At 70.7% G+C, this 13452-nt stretch carries 10 protein-coding genes and 1 pseudogene; 4 read left to right on the plus strand and 7 right to left on the minus strand.

What is annotated here, in order from left to right:
- Positions 1-78 precede the first annotated feature (78 nt).
- A complete protein-coding gene (locus tag EEJ42_RS19555) occupies positions 79-1242 on the minus strand; it encodes an acyl-CoA dehydrogenase (RefSeq protein ID WP_281291473.1) in 1164 nt (387 codons plus the stop codon).
- Positions 1243-1432: 190 nt separating this feature from the next.
- On the opposite strand from EEJ42_RS19555, the gene EEJ42_RS19560 reads away from it, so the two are divergent.
- Positions 1433-2773, plus strand: coding sequence for a UDP-glucose dehydrogenase family protein (locus tag EEJ42_RS19560; RefSeq protein ID WP_123101286.1), 1341 nt, complete (start codon positions 1433-1435; stop codon positions 2771-2773).
- Positions 2774-2833: 60 nt separating this feature from the next.
- Complete coding sequence (locus EEJ42_RS19565; protein WP_123101288.1) at positions 2834-3202, plus strand: VOC family protein; 369 nt, start codon at positions 2834-2836, stop codon at positions 3200-3202.
- Between the two features lie 65 nt (positions 3203-3267).
- On the opposite strand, the gene EEJ42_RS19570 is transcribed toward EEJ42_RS19565, so the two are convergent.
- From EEJ42_RS19570 to EEJ42_RS19585, 4 genes are all read right to left on the minus strand, one after another.
- Positions 3268-4695, minus strand: a complete 1428-nt coding sequence (locus EEJ42_RS19570) for an alkaline phosphatase family protein (RefSeq protein ID WP_123101290.1) — start codon at positions 4693-4695, stop codon at positions 3268-3270.
- A 181-nt stretch (positions 4696-4876) separates the two neighbouring features.
- A complete protein-coding gene (locus EEJ42_RS19575) occupies positions 4877-6076 on the minus strand; it encodes a dipeptidase (protein ID WP_123101292.1) in 1200 nt (399 codons plus the stop codon).
- Between the two features lie 1093 nt (positions 6077-7169).
- Positions 7170-7703 (minus strand): 5-(carboxyamino)imidazole ribonucleotide mutase, encoded by a 534-nt coding sequence (purE, locus tag EEJ42_RS19580; RefSeq protein ID WP_123101294.1) that lies wholly within the window; start codon positions 7701-7703, stop codon positions 7170-7172.
- Complete coding sequence (locus EEJ42_RS19585; RefSeq protein ID WP_123101296.1) at positions 7700-8839, minus strand: 5-(carboxyamino)imidazole ribonucleotide synthase; 1140 nt, start codon at positions 8837-8839, stop codon at positions 7700-7702. The genes purE and EEJ42_RS19585 overlap by 4 nt, the downstream gene beginning before the upstream one ends.
- Positions 8840-9004: 165 nt before the next feature.
- On the opposite strand from EEJ42_RS19585, the gene EEJ42_RS19590 reads away from it, so the two are divergent.
- Complete coding sequence (locus tag EEJ42_RS19590) at positions 9005-9541, plus strand: GtrA family protein (protein WP_123101298.1); 537 nt, start codon at positions 9005-9007, stop codon at positions 9539-9541.
- Between the two features lie 4 nt (positions 9542-9545).
- On the opposite strand, the pseudogene EEJ42_RS19595 reads toward EEJ42_RS19590, so the two are convergent.
- Together EEJ42_RS19595 and EEJ42_RS19600 are read right to left on the minus strand one after the other, a co-directional pair.
- Positions 9546-10840: pseudogene (locus tag EEJ42_RS19595) on the minus strand (ATP-binding protein).
- 22 nt (positions 10841-10862) lie between these two features.
- Positions 10863-11543, minus strand: coding sequence for a response regulator transcription factor (locus EEJ42_RS19600; protein WP_123101300.1), 681 nt, complete (start codon positions 11541-11543; stop codon positions 10863-10865).
- Between the two features lie 326 nt (positions 11544-11869).
- On the opposite strand from EEJ42_RS19600, the gene EEJ42_RS19605 reads away from it, so the two are divergent.
- On the plus strand, positions 11870-13399 hold the full coding sequence (locus EEJ42_RS19605; protein ID WP_123101302.1) for a peptide MFS transporter: 1530 nt from the start codon (positions 11870-11872) through the stop codon (positions 13397-13399).
- Positions 13400-13452: the final 53 nt, after the last annotated feature.

The following is a 13452-nucleotide window of genomic DNA, read 5'->3' on the forward strand; positions in this document are numbered from 1 at the left end:
TCCGCGCCACTGAGCAGCGGACACGACGGAGGGCGGGGCATCGCGTCGCGCGCGATGCCCCGCCCTCCGCCACGAGCCCTACGGCAGGTTGCGCGCCATGACGACACGCTGGACCTGGTTCGTACCTTCGTAGATCTGGGTGATCTTGGCGTCGCGCATCATGCGCTCGACCGGGTAGTCGCGGGTGTAGCCGTAGCCGCCGAGGAGCTGGACGGCGTCCGTGGTGACCTCCATCGCCACGTCCGAGGCGAAGCACTTGGCGGCGGCGCCCTGGAAGGTGAGGTCGGCGTCGACGCGCTCGGAGGCGGCGGCCGCCTGGTAGGTCAGGGCGCGCGCGGCCGAGATCTTCATGGCCATGTCGGCGAGCATGAACTGGATGCCCTGGAAGTCGGCGATCGGCTTGCCGAACTGCTTGCGCTCCTGGACATAGCCCTTTGCGTAGTCCAGGGCGCCCTGGGCGATGCCGAGGGCCTGGGCGGCGATGGTGATGCGGGTGTGGTCGAGGGTCTTCATGGCGGTGGCGAAGCCGGTGCCCTCGGCGCCGATCATGCGATCGGCGGGGATGCGGACGTTGTCGAGATATACCTCACGCGTCGGCGAGCCCTTGATGCCGAGCTTCTTCTCGGGAGCGCCGAAGGACACGCCCTCGTCTGCCTTCTCCACGACGAAGGCGGAGATGCCCTTGGACCGCTTCTCGGGGTCCGTGACGGCCATCACCGTGTAGTAGTCGGAGACCCCGGCGTTGGTGATCCAGCGCTTCACGCCGTTGAGCACGAAAGAGTCGCCGTCGCGCACCGCCTTGGTCTTCATACCGGCCGCGTCGGAGCCCGCGTCGGGCTCGGAGAGACAGTACGAGAACATCGCGTCGCCCTTGGCGAGCGGGCCCAGGTACTTCTTCTTCAGCTCCTCGGAGCCGGACAGGATGACCGGCAGCGAGCCCAGCTTGTTGACCGCGGGGATCAGGGAGGAGGAGGCGCACACCCGGGCGACCTCCTCGATGACGATCACGGTCGCGAGCGCGTCGGCACCGGCGCCGCCGTACGACTCGGGCACGTGCACCGCGTGCAGATCACTGGCCACCAGGGAGTCCAGCGCTTCCTGGGGGAAGCGGGCCTCCTCGTCGACCTCGGCCGCGAAGGGGGCTATTTTCGCCTCGGCGAGCGAGCGGACCGAATCGCGGAGCATGTCGTGCTCCTCGGACGGCCGGTACAGGTCGAAGTCTGCGTTTCCCGAGGACGCCAAGGTCTTCTCACTCCCCTGTGGTGCTGCCTACTGTGCTAACTACCGTTAAGTAACTGAATTCTAGGGCCGCCGCGTCTCCTCGTATACGTGCCCTGTACGTGAGCTTCCCGACAAGATGCCGCTGAGCCCTGTCGGGGGCGCCGACTATGCTCAGGCAGCGCATCTGAGACCGACGCTTCTGGAGCACCACATGGCCCTCAAGATCACCGTGATCGGCACCGGCTACCTGGGCGCGACGCACGCCGCGGCCATGGCCGAGCTGGGCTTCGAGGTGCTGGGCCTGGACATCGTGCCCGAGAAGATCGCGATGCTCTCGGAGGGCCGGGTGCCCATGTACGAACCAGGTCTGGAAGATCTGCTGAAGCGGCATGTGGCGGGCGTCGAGGGCGCGACCGGGCGGCTGCGCTTCACCAGCTCCTACGAGGAGGCCGGGCAGTTCGGCGACGTCCACTTCATCTGCGTGAACACCCCGCAGAAGCACGGCGAGTACGCGTGTGACATGCGGTACGTCGACAACGCCGTGGAATCGCTCGCCCCGTATCTGCACCGCCCGGCGCTGGTCGTCGGCAAGTCCACCGTCCCGGTCGGCAGCGCGGACCGGCTCGCGGCGCGGCTCGCCGAGCTGGCCCCCGCCGGTGCGGACGCCGAGCTCGCGTGGAACCCGGAGTTCCTGCGCGAGGGCTTCGCCGTCGAGGACACGCTGCACCCGGACCGGATCGTGGTCGGGGTCACCAGCGACCGGTCCGAGAAGGTGCTGCGGGATGTGTACGCGACGCCGATCGCGGAGGGGTCGCCGTTCGTGGTGACCGACTTCCCGACCGCCGAGCTGGTGAAGAGCTCGGCGAACTCCTTCCTCGCCACGAAGATCTCGTTCATCAACGCCATGGCCGAGGTGTGCGAGGCGGCGGGCGGCGACGTGGTCAAGCTCGCCGAGGCCATCGGCTACGACGAGCGGATCGGAAGCAAGTTCCTGCGGGCCGGGATCGGCTTCGGCGGCGGCTGTCTGCCCAAGGACCTCCGCGCCTTCATGGCCCGTGCCGGTGAACTCGGCGCGGACCAGGCCCTGACCTTCCTCCGCGAGATCGACTCGATCAACATGCGGCGGCGCGGCCACATGGTCGAGCTGGCCCGCGAGGCGGTCGGCGGCAGCTTCCTCGGCAAGCGGGTGGCGGTCCTGGGCGCCACGTTCAAGCCGGACTCCGACGACGTACGGGACTCCCCCGCGCTCAACGTGGCCGGGCAGATACAGCTCCAGGGCGCCCAGGTGACCGTCTTCGACCCCAAGGGCATGGACAACGCCCGCGCCCTCTTCCCGACCCTCGCCTACGCCCCGAGCGCCCCGGAGGCGGCCCGGGGCGCCCACGCCGTGCTGCACCTGACCGAGTGGCGCGAGTTCCGCGAGCTGGACCCGGTGGGCCTGGGCGAGATGGTCGCCGAGCGCCGCATCCTGGACGGCCGTAACGCCCTCGACCCCGACTACTGGCGCGACGCGGGCTGGACCTACCGCGCCCTGGGCCGCCCCATGGCGTGAGCCTCCCCCCGTTTTGCCCGGCCCGGGGCGGTAACCCGGGCCGGGACCCGAGGAGGAGCCATGGCCATCGCCACGCTGAACGTCATCGCCGTCGACTGCCCCGATCCCACCGCGCTCGCCCGCTTCTACCAGCAGGTACTGGGCGGTGAGATCAAGAACGAAGGCAAGCCGTGGGTCGACCTCCACCTGCCCGGCGGGGCGCGGCTGGCCTTCCAGGAGGCGCCCGGCTACGTCGCGCCGAGCTGGCCGTCGGCGAAGGAGTCGCAGCAGCTGCACCTCGATCTGGACGTGCCCGACATGGCAGAGGCGCAGGAGCAGGTGCTGGCGCTGGGGGCGAAGGCGCTGGACCTCGACGACGACGGCGGAAAGCGGGACTTCCGCGTCTTCGCCGACCCGGCGGGCCACCCCTTCTGCCTGATCCGCCCCTGACCCCTTGAAGCCCGCCGCTCCCACCGGAGGGTGCCCGGTAGGAGCGGAGAGGCGGGAGCCAGGGGTCAGCGGCGGGGACGGCTGCCCGTCTCCTGCTTCGGCGGGGTCTGATCGGCACCCGGGAGCGTGGGCTTGGGGAGGTTCTCCACGTCCTCCTTGGCCTTCTCCAGTTGCTCGGCGGTGTCATCCGGCAGCTTCGGCGGCTTCGGCGCGGCGTCGCCGAAGCCGAAGGCGGAGGTGAGGTCGCCGAACGTACGGCGGCGCCACTCGCTGATGTTGGGCTCCTCGACCCCGGTCAGCCGCTCCAGGAACTGGAGCACCGACGTGTGGTCGAACGCCTCGCCCGCGGCCCAGCCGCCCACCGTCCACGGCGAGACGATGAGGCAGGGCACCCGGAAGCCGCCGCCGATGGGCAGGCCGCCCACGAACTCGTCCACGGTCCCGGCCTTCGGGGTGGGCGGCGGCACGTGGTCGAACAGGCCGTCGTTCTCGTCGTAGTTGAGGATGAAGACGGTCTTGCGCCACACGTCCGGGTTGGACGCGATGGCCTCGATCTTGGAGGCCACGTAGTCGGCACCGGCCGCCGGGAGGTAGTCCGGATGCTCGGAGACCTCGGCGGTCGGGATGATCCACGAGACGGTCGGCAGCCGGTCGTTGCGGGCGTCCTCCTCGAACGTCCCGGCGGGGCTGTGCACCATGCCACGGTCGTACAGCGGGTCGCCCGGCCTGGCGTCCTGGAACTGCTGGAACTCCTCCAGGAGGTTGCAGCCGTAGTTGTCCTCCTCCTGGTAGACCTTCCAGCTGATGCCCGCCTTCTGGAGGCGCTCGGCGTACGTCGTCCAGCGGTACGGCTGGGGCGCCTTGTTCTCCAGGACCGGGCCGCCCTTGACCCCGGCGGGGTCGATGGTGCCCGTCATCCAGTACAGCCGGTTGGGCCAAGTGGGGCCGAAGACCGAGCAGTAGTAGTTGTCGCAGACGGTGAACGCCTCGGCCAGGGCGAACTGGAACGGGATGTCCTCACGGGTGTGGTAGCCCATGACGTACGGCCCGTTCTCGCCGTCGGCCTTGCGGTGGGCCGGGAGCCACTTGTCCATGGCGCCGTCGTTCCACGCCTCGTGCTGCACCGACCAGGCGTGGCTGGTGGAGGGGATGGCCTGGGCGCTCGTGGAGTGGGTGTCCAGGTGGAACGGGAGGAGGTAGCCGTCCGGGTTCTCCTCGTCCGGCTGGTGGAAGACCGACTTGCCGGTGGAGAGGGTCAGGGCGTCCGGGTCGGCGAACCCGCGCACTCCCTTGAGGGTGCCGAAGTAGTGGTCGAACGAGCGGTTTTCCTGCATCAGCAGGACGACGTGCTCGATGTCGTCGAGCGAGCCGCCCTGCGGCGGGCCGGCGGCTATCGCCTGCTGCACGCTCGGCGGCAGGAGCGTCATGGCCGCGCCCGCGCCCAGCGAACCGGCGGCGGCACCAAGGAGTCTACGGCGGGTGAAGTCGGGCATAACGCCTCTTTCCCGTTTCTATGCGTGAGAGATCGTCAGACCGCTGATGACTCTCTCGCTCCGCCGGAGACGGGGAAGAGGCGAATTACGTGAACGATGCATCAACACATCGCAAAGCCACCAAGCCCCGGTAAAGGGGGCGTTGGTGGCTCACGCGGGGGCGGGCGGTGGCCCGCGTGGGTCAGGCGTCGGGGGCGCCGTCCAGCTGGTCGATGGTCGCGATGGACGGCCCCCGGACCGCGCGCAGCCCGCGCGCCGCGGCCTCGGCTTCGCGCAGCACCCGGACGGCGTTCTGCCAGGTCAGCTTGGCGAGTTCGGCCTCGGACCAGCGGCGGTCGAGCAGCTCCGCGATGAGGTTCGGGTAGCCCGCGACGTCGTCCAGGCCGGACGGGGTGAACGCGGTGCCGTCGAAGTCGCCGCCGATGCCGATGTGGTCCACGCCCGCCACCTCGCGCATGTGGTCGAGGTGGTCGGCGACGGTGGCCGCCGTCGCCACCGGCCGCGGATGGGCCTCCTCGAAGGCGCGCTGCACCTTCTTCGCGGCCTCCGTCAGCTCCAGCGGATGCAGCCCGTGCGCGCGCATGTTGTCGTCCGCCGCCTTCGTCCAGTCGACCGCCTCCGGCAGCACGAACTTCGGTACGAACGTGGCCATCGCCACCCCGGCGTTCTCCTTGAGCGCGGCCAGGACATCGTCCGGGATGTTGCGTGGATGGTCGCAGACCGCGCGGGCGGAGGAGTGCGAGAACACGACCGGCGCCTCGGTCACCCGGAGCGCGTCGCGCATCGTGTCCGCCGACACGTGGGAGAGGTCGACCAGCATCCCCAGACGGTTCATCTCGCGGACGACCTCCTCGCCGAAGCGGGTCAGGCCGTGCGCCCGCGGCTCGTCCGTCGCCGAGTCCGCCCAGGGGATGTTGTCGTTGTGGGTGAGCGTCATGTAGCGCACCCCGAGGTCGTACAGGGCGCGGAGGGTCGCGAGGGAGCAGTTGATGCTGTGGCCGCCCTCGGCGCCCATCAGCGACGCGATCCGGCCCTCGGCGCGGGCCGCCTCCATGTCGTCGGCGGTGAGCGACAGCCGGAGGTCGTCGGGGTAACGCTCGGTCAAACGGCGCACGACGTCGATCTGTTCGAGGGTGGCGCTGACGGCCGTGTCCCCGCTGAAGTCCGAGCGCACGAACACCGACCAGAACTGGGCGCCGACGCCGCCCTCGCGGAGGCGGGGGATGTCGGTGTGGGTGCGCTGCCGTTGGTCGGTGGCGATGTCGAGTTGGTCGAGGTCGTAGCGGACCTGCTCGCGCAGGGCCCAGGGGAGGTCGTTGTGGCCGTCCACGACAGGGTGGGCGGACAGCAGTTCACGGGCGTACGCGAGGTGATCGGTCATCCGGGCATTTTCATACGCACGGCAGCCGAAGTCACGGGTACGCAACGCCTCGCGGTGGCCCTGTCCCCACCCCGCCCCTCCCCGAACCGGGGCTCCGCCCCGGCCCCCGCTCCTCAAACTCCCCCAGCTACCGCTGGGAGGTGCCCCCAGGGGGCTGGGATTGGCCGACCGGGACTGGGAACGACCGACCGGGGCGGGGGTGGGGCCACGGGCTGCCCCGGTCCAGCACCCGCCCCGCGCCGGAGAGGGTGAGGTTGCCAGAGCGGCTGAGGGGCGCGCGCCTCCGCACCTCGGCCCCCGGAAGGGCCGGGGCTGGACGCCTCCGCCCCGGACCCGCAGGGCCGGAGCGGAGGTATCGCCAGCTCGCACCTCACACACCGGAGCGGGCTACGACATCCCAGCGCGCCGGAGCGGGCGCCCGGGGCCGGAGCACAGCCGCCGGGGTCTAGGGCGAGGCCCAGCGGAAGCCGGGGCACAAGCCCCGGGGGCCGGGGCGCAGCCCAGCCGGGTCCAGGGGCGGAGCCCCGGCAGGGGCAGGGGGCACAGCCCCGGCGGGGGTTTGGGGGCGGAGCCCCTAACGGGGGCGGGGGCGGAACCTGGCAGGGGGTGCAGGGGCGAGGCCCCGCGAAGCAGGCTGGGACGGAGCCCCGACGGGGCCGGGGGCGCACAGCCCCAACCAGGGGCCAGGGGCGCAGCCCAGCCGGGTCCAGAGGCGGAGCCCCGGAAGGGGCAGGGGACGCAGTCCCAGCAGGGGCCAGGAGGCACAGCCCCAGCGGGGGTTTGGGGGCGGAGCCCCTAACGGGGGCGGGGCGGAGCCCCTAACGGGGGCGGGGCGGAGCCCCGGCAGGGGTGCGGGGGCGAGGCTCCCGCGAAGCGGGCCGACGGGGCTGGGGGTGCACAGCCCCAACCAGGGGCCAGGGGCGCAGCCCAGCCGGGGCCAGGGGCGGAACCCCCGGCAGGGGCAGGGGGCACAGCCCCAACGGGCCCAGGGCGCAGCCCCGGCGGGGGTTTGGGGGCGGAGCCTCCGAACGGGGGCTGGGGCTGCGCCCCAGGTTCGGGAAGGGGCGGGGTGGGGACTGAACCGCGCCGGCCGTCAGCGGTGGGCGAAGCCGAAGGACGGGGGGCCGTCCACCTTGGCTCGGAGGCGCTTGCCCTTTTCCGTGGCCTGTTCGTTCAGCTCGTCCTGGAACTCCCGCATCCGCCCCTGGAGCTCCGCGTCGTGGGCGGCCAGGATGCGGGCGGCGAGGAGGCCCGCGTTACGGGCGCCGCCGATGGAGACGGTGGCGACGGGGACGCCCGCCGGCATCTGGACGATCGACAGGAGCGAGTCCATGCCGTCCAGGTACTTCAGCGGGACCGGCACGCCGATCACCGGCAGCGGGGTGACCGAGGCGAGCATGCCCGGGAGGTGGGCGGCGCCGCCGGCGCCCGCGATGATGGCCTTGAGGCCGCGCGGGGCGGCGTTCTCGCCGTACGCGACCATCTCGCGCGGCATCCGGTGCGCCGAGACGACGTCCACCTCGTACGGGATCTCGAACTCGTCGAGGGCCTTGGCGGCTTCTTCCATGACCGGCCAGTCGGAGTCGGAGCCCATGACGATGCCGATCGCGGGCACAGGAGCGCTCATTCGGTGATGGTCCCTCGGAGGTAGTCGGCGGCGTGTCGGCCGCGCTCGCGGACGTCGGCCAGGTCGTCGCCGTAGGTGTTGACGTGGCCGACCTTGCGGCCGGGCTTCACGCCCTTGCCGTACATGTGGATCTTCAGCGCGGGGTCGCGGGCCATGCAGTGGAGGTACGCCGCGTACATGTCGGGGTAGTCGCCGCCGAGGACGTTGGTCATCACGGTCCACTTCGCCCGGGTGTTCGGCGCGCCGAGCGGCAGGTCGAGGACCGCGCGCACATGGTTGGCGAACTGGGAGGTGACGGCGCCGTCCTGGGTCCAGTGGCCGGAGTTGTGGGGGCGCATCGCCAGCTCGTTGACGAGGATGCGGCCGTCCTTGGTCTCGAACAGTTCGACGGCGAGGTGGCCGACCACACCCAGCTCCGCCGCGATCTTCAGCGCCAGCTCCTGGGCCTGGGCGGAGAGCGCCTCGGAGAGACCGGGGGCGGGGGCGATGACGGTGTCGCAGACGCCGTTCACCTGTATCGACTCCACGACGGGGTAGGCGACGGCCTGGCCGTGCGGGGAGCGCACGACGTTGGCGGCCAGCTCGCGCGCAAAGTCGACCAGTTCCTCGGCGAGGACGGGGACCCCGGCCCGGAACGGGTCGGCGGCGTCCTCCGCGCTGCGGACGACCCACACGCCCTTGCCGTCGTAGCCGCCGCGCACGGTCTTGAGGACGACGGGGAAGCCGTCGCCCTCTTCCGCGAAGCGCGCCACGTCCTCCGGGTCGGCGACGATGCGGTGGCGGGGGCACGGCACCCCGGCCTCGCGCAGCCGCTCCCGCATCACGCCCTTGTCCTGCGCGTGCAGGAGGGCCTCGATGCCGGGGCGGATGACGACGCCGTCCGCCTCGAGCGCGCGCAGATGCTCGGCCGGGACGTGCTCGTGGTCGAACGTGACCACATCACAGCCTTGTGCGAACGCACGAAGCGTCTCCAAGTCGCGGTAGTCGCCGATGACGACATCGCTGACGACTTGGGCCGCCGAGTCCTGAGGGGTGTCACTGAGCAGCTTGAACCTGATGCCGAGGGGGATACCCGCCTCGTGGGTCATGCGGGCGAGCTGGCCGCCGCCGACCATGCCGACTACCGGAAATGTCACCCTCCAAGGGTAACTTCTCGCCACCACCGCCCCTGACCTGCACTTGGATGATCCTCCAGATATGCGGACCGGACTTGTGTTCGCGGCCTCCGGGCGAGCGTCCCCGCCGCTGGTTAGCATGGGGAGATGTTGTCGATGATGACGAAACGGGGCTGAACGATCACCATGAGTGAACGACGCATGCTCGGCGGGCTGAGCACCCAGGTGGGGCGGCTCGCCCGGGAGATCGCGAAGTTCGGGGTGGTCGGCGGCGCCGGCGTCTTCGTCAATCTCGCCGTCTTCAATCTGGTCCGCAGCCTCACCGAGCTGCCGGTGGTGCGGGCCAGCATCGTGGCGACGGTGGTCGCGACCTGCTTCAACTACCTGGGCTATCGGTACTTCACCTACCGCGACCGGGACAAGCAGGGGCGCACCAAGGAGCTCAGCCTGTTCCTCCTGTTCAGCGCGATCGGGCTGATCATCGAGAACGGGGTGCTCTACACGGCGACGTACGGCTTCGGCTGGGACAGCTCGCTCGCGAGCAACGTCTTCAAGTTCCTCGGCATCGGCATCGGCACCCTCTTCCGCTTCTGGTCCTACCGGACCTGGGTGTTCCGGGCGATGCCCGCGCGGGAGCCGGTGGAGAGCGCCGAGGCGATCCTCGCGGAGGAGCCGCCCGCCCGGACCGCCCGCCGCAACGACAAGCAGCCGATCCGCAAGTAGGGCCCTACGACGGGCGGATGTCGTCCGCCACGCGGCTCAGGAACAGCGCGAACACCGGCGGATGGGGCTGGAGCAGCTCCAGCCGCCCCCCGTCCGCCTCCGCCAGGTCGCGGGCGACCGCGAGGCCGAGCCCGGTGGAGTTCCGTCCGCTGACGGTCCGCTCGAAGACCCGCGCGCCGAGGTCGGGCGGTACGCCCGGGCCCTCGTCGGTGACCTCGACGACCGCCTGGTTGCCGGTGACCCGGGTGCGCAGGGCGACCGTACCGTCGCCGTGCATCAGCGAGTTCTCGATGAGCGTCGCGAGCACCTGCGCGACGGCGCCCGGGGTACCGACCGCCCGCAGCCCCTNACCTGCGCGACGGCGCCCGGGGTACCGACCGCCCGCAGCCCCTTCTTGCCGGAGCGCACGATGGCGCGCCCCTCGCTGCGGGAGGCCGGGCGCCACTCCTCGATCTGCTGCTTGACGACCTCGTCCAGGTCGAAGGCGACGGCGGAGCCGCTGCGCGGGTCGCGCGAGTTCGTCAGCAGCCGCTGGACGACGTCGGTGAGCCGCTCGACCTGGCCCAGGGCGATCGACGCCTCCTCCTTGACGGTCTCCGGGTCGTCGGTGAGCGTGATCTCCTCCAGCCGCATGGACAGCGCGGTCAGCGGCGTCCGCAGCTGGTGCGAGGCGTCGGCCGCGAGCCGCCGCTCGGCGGTGAGCATCCGGGCGATGCGTTCGGCGCTCGCGTCCAGGACGTCGGCGACCCGGTCCAGTTCGGGCACCCCGTAGCGGCGGTGGCGCGGCCGCGGGTCGCCGGAGCCCAGCCGCTCGGCGGTCTCGGCGAGGTCGGTGAGCGGCGCGGAGAGCCGGTGCGCCTGCCGTACGGCGAGGAAGACGGCGGCGAGGACCGCGAGCAGCGCCACCGCCAGGATGATCAGCATGGTGCGGCCGATCTCGCGGCTCACCGTCGTACGGGACGCCTCGACCCGTACCGTCTCGCCCTGTTCGCCGTGCTCCTCGGAGGAGATGACGCTGCCTTCGGGACGCTTGCCGATCTCGACGTCCGGGTGGCTCGGGATGGTGATCAGGGCGTAGCGCCCGGGTTCGATCTGCTCGCGCAGCACCTTGTGGGAGACGCCCTCGCCGCCCAGCAGCCTGCTGTCCACGATGCTGACGAGCCGCACCGCGTCCGAGCTGACGCTCTCCTGGGCGCTGTTCTCGATGGTCCGGGTCTCGACGATGACCAGCGAGACGCCGAAGACGGCGATGACGACGAGCACCACGGCGAGCGTGGAGTTGATCAAACGACGGCGCATGGTCCTACCGTGTCAGCCCCCGTCAGCTTTTCTCGAACCTGAAGCCGACACCCCGGACGGTGGCGATATAGCGGGGGTTGGCGGCGTCGTCCCCGAGCTTCTTGCGGAGCCAGGAGATGTGCATGTCGAGCGTCTTGGTGGAGGACCACCAGGTGGTGTCCCACACCTCGCGCATCAGCTGGTCGCGGGTGACGACGCGGCCGGCGTCACGCACCAGGACCCGCAGCAGGTCGAACTCCTTCGCGGTCAGCTGGAGCTCCTCATCGCCCATCCACGCGCGGTGCGACTCCACGTCGATGCGGACCCCGTGGGTGGCGGGCGCCTGCGCCTGGGTCTCGACGGCGCCGCGGCGCAGCAGGGCCCGGACGCGGGCGAGCAGCTCGGCGAGGCGGAAGGGCTTGGTGACGTAGTCGTCGGCCCCGGCGTCCAGGCCGACCACGGTGTCCACCTCGTCGGCGCGGGCGGTGAGCACCAGCACCGGGAAGCCGTGGCCCTCGGTGCGCAGCCGGCGACAGACCTCCAGTCCGTCCATCCCGGGCAGCCCGAGGTCGAGGACGAGCAGATCGACGCCTCCTTGCAGACCGGCGTCGAGCGCGGTGGGTCCGTCCTCCCGCACCTCCACCTCGTACCCCTCACGGCGCAGGGCGCGGGCGAGCGGTTCCGAGATCGATGCGTCATCCTCGGCGAGCAAAACTCGGGTCATGAGGTGATGGTAGTCCGCCGGGGTTCACGCACGGGGCGCGCAGGTGAGGACGCCGGGAGCACGACCGGGTGCACGCCCTTCCGTGATCTATGTCTCACCCAAGAGTGTCAAGTGCGTGTCGTATGGTGAAACAACGTCTGTAGCACTCCTCCGGGACCTTTGGTGGGTTCGACGCGCCGAAGGTCTCTCTCATGCCCGGGTCCGGACATCGGGAGTCAGCGGAACGGACGGAGCCGGGCCGCCCGGCGCTCAGCCACCCCCACGGGCGCTTCTACGCGTGTCGACGCGCGGCAGTGCACCCCTGAGTCCTTGTAAGGAACCCCCACATGGCGTCCAGCATGTCGAAGGGCGCGACCGCGCAGGATTTCCCTGCCAGCGGTGGCAAGACCTTCTTCGGCCACCCGCGCGGCCTCGCCACGCTCTTCATGATCGAAATGTGGGAGCGCTTCAGCTTCTACGGCATGAGAGCGCTCCTCGTCGTCTATCTGATCTCCGGCGGCCCGGACGCCAAGGACGGCGGTCAGGGCGGCGGCCTCGGCATGACCGAGGGCAACGCGGTGGCCATCTACTCGGTCTATCTGGCCATGGTCTATCTGCTGGCCATGCCGGGCGGCTGGTTCGGCGACCGGGTCTGGGGACCGCGGAAGACGGTCGTGGTGGCGTCCGGGATCGTGATGGCCGGGCACCTGGCACTGTCCGTCCCCGGCGAGCCGACCTTCTTCGTCGGCCTCGCGCTGGTGGCGCTCGGCTCCGGTCTCATCAAGGCCAACATCTCCACGATGGTCGGCCAGCTCTACGACGGACCGCAGGACCCTCGCCGCGACGGCGGCTTCACCATCTTCTACATCGGCATCAACCTCGGCGCCTTCGCCGCCCCGCTGGTGATCGGCACCGTCGGCCAGTCGTACAACTGGCACCTGGGCTTCGCGCTCGCGGCGCTCGGCATGGCGCTGGGCCTGGTCCAGTTCCTGATCGGCACCCGCCACCTCAGCCCCGAGAGCAGCACCGTGCCGACGCCGCTGGTGGCCGAGGAGCGCCGGTCCTGGGTGCGCAAGGGCCTGCTCTGGACGGCCATCACCGCCGTCTTCTACACCGGCGTGGTGGTCAGCGGTCAGTGGACGCTCAACTGGGCGCTGGTCCCGATCACCCTGCTCGGCCTGATCATCCCGATCGGGGTGCTGGTGCGGATCAAGCGCGACAAGGAGCTGTCGGAGGTCGAGCAGACCAAGGTCAGCGGCTACATCTGGTTCTTCGCGGCTGCGGCCGTGTTCTGGATGATCTACGACCAGGGCGGCTCCACGATGGCCGCCTTCGCCGACACCAAGACCGCGACCACGATCTTCGGTCTGGACTTCCCGTCCTCGTGGTTCCAGTCGGTGAACCCGCTGATGATCATGGCGCTGGCCCCGGTCTTCGCCTGGCTGTGGCTGTGGCTCGCACGGAGCGACCGGGAGCCGAACACCACGCTGAAGTTCGCCTTCGGCCTGGTCATGATCGGCCTGTCGTTCTTCGTCTTCGTGCTGCCGATGCAGGCGGCCGGGGACGGGACGAAGGTCAGCCCGCTGTGGCTGGTGTCGATCTACATGATCCAGACCATGGGCGAGCTGTGCGTCTCGCCGGTCGGCCTGTCGGTGACGACCAAGATGGCGCCCGCGAAGTACGCCAGCCAGATGATGGGCGTGTGGTTCCTCGCCGTCACCGCCGGCGACTGCGTCACGGGGCTGCTGTCCATCGCCGGGGTCGACCTGAGCGGTCCGGGCGTCATCGCGCTGGAGGCGACGGCGGCGGCCCTCGCGGGCATCGCGGTCTTCATGTACCGCAAGAAGGTCGTGGCGCTCATGGCCGACGTGCACTGAGGCGTACGGAATAAGGCCCGGCCCCGGAACCGATGCTGTCGGTTCCGGGGCCG

The organism is Streptomyces botrytidirepellens (assembly GCF_003721215.1).
GTDB classification, from domain to species: Bacteria; Actinomycetota; Actinomycetes; order Streptomycetales; family Streptomycetaceae; genus Streptomyces; species Streptomyces himastatinicus.

Bases quoted from the DNA above. Each gene is read 5' to 3' on its own strand.
- EEJ42_RS19560 (WP_123101286.1), top strand. From the start codon at position 1,433: ATGGCCCTCAAGATCACCGTGATCGGCACCGGCTACCTGGGCGCGACG.
- EEJ42_RS19565 (WP_123101288.1), top strand. From the start codon at position 2,834: ATGGCCATCGCCACGCTGAACGTCATCGCCGTCGACTGCCCCGATCCC.
- EEJ42_RS19570 (WP_123101290.1), bottom strand. From the start codon at position 4,695: ATGCCCGACTTCACCCGCCGTAGACTCCTTGGTGCCGCCGCCGGTTCG.
- EEJ42_RS19575 (WP_123101292.1), bottom strand. From the start codon at position 6,076: ATGACCGATCACCTCGCGTACGCCCGTGAACTGCTGTCCGCCCACCCT.
- purE (WP_123101294.1), bottom strand. From the start codon at position 7,703: ATGAGCGCTCCTGTGCCCGCGATCGGCATCGTCATGGGCTCCGACTCC.
- EEJ42_RS19590 (WP_123101298.1), top strand. From the start codon at position 9,005: ATGAGTGAACGACGCATGCTCGGCGGGCTGAGCACCCAGGTGGGGCGG.
- EEJ42_RS19600 (WP_123101300.1), bottom strand. From the start codon at position 11,543: ATGACCCGAGTTTTGCTCGCCGAGGATGACGCATCGATCTCGGAACCG.
- EEJ42_RS19605 (WP_123101302.1), top strand. From the start codon at position 11,870: ATGGCGTCCAGCATGTCGAAGGGCGCGACCGCGCAGGATTTCCCTGCC.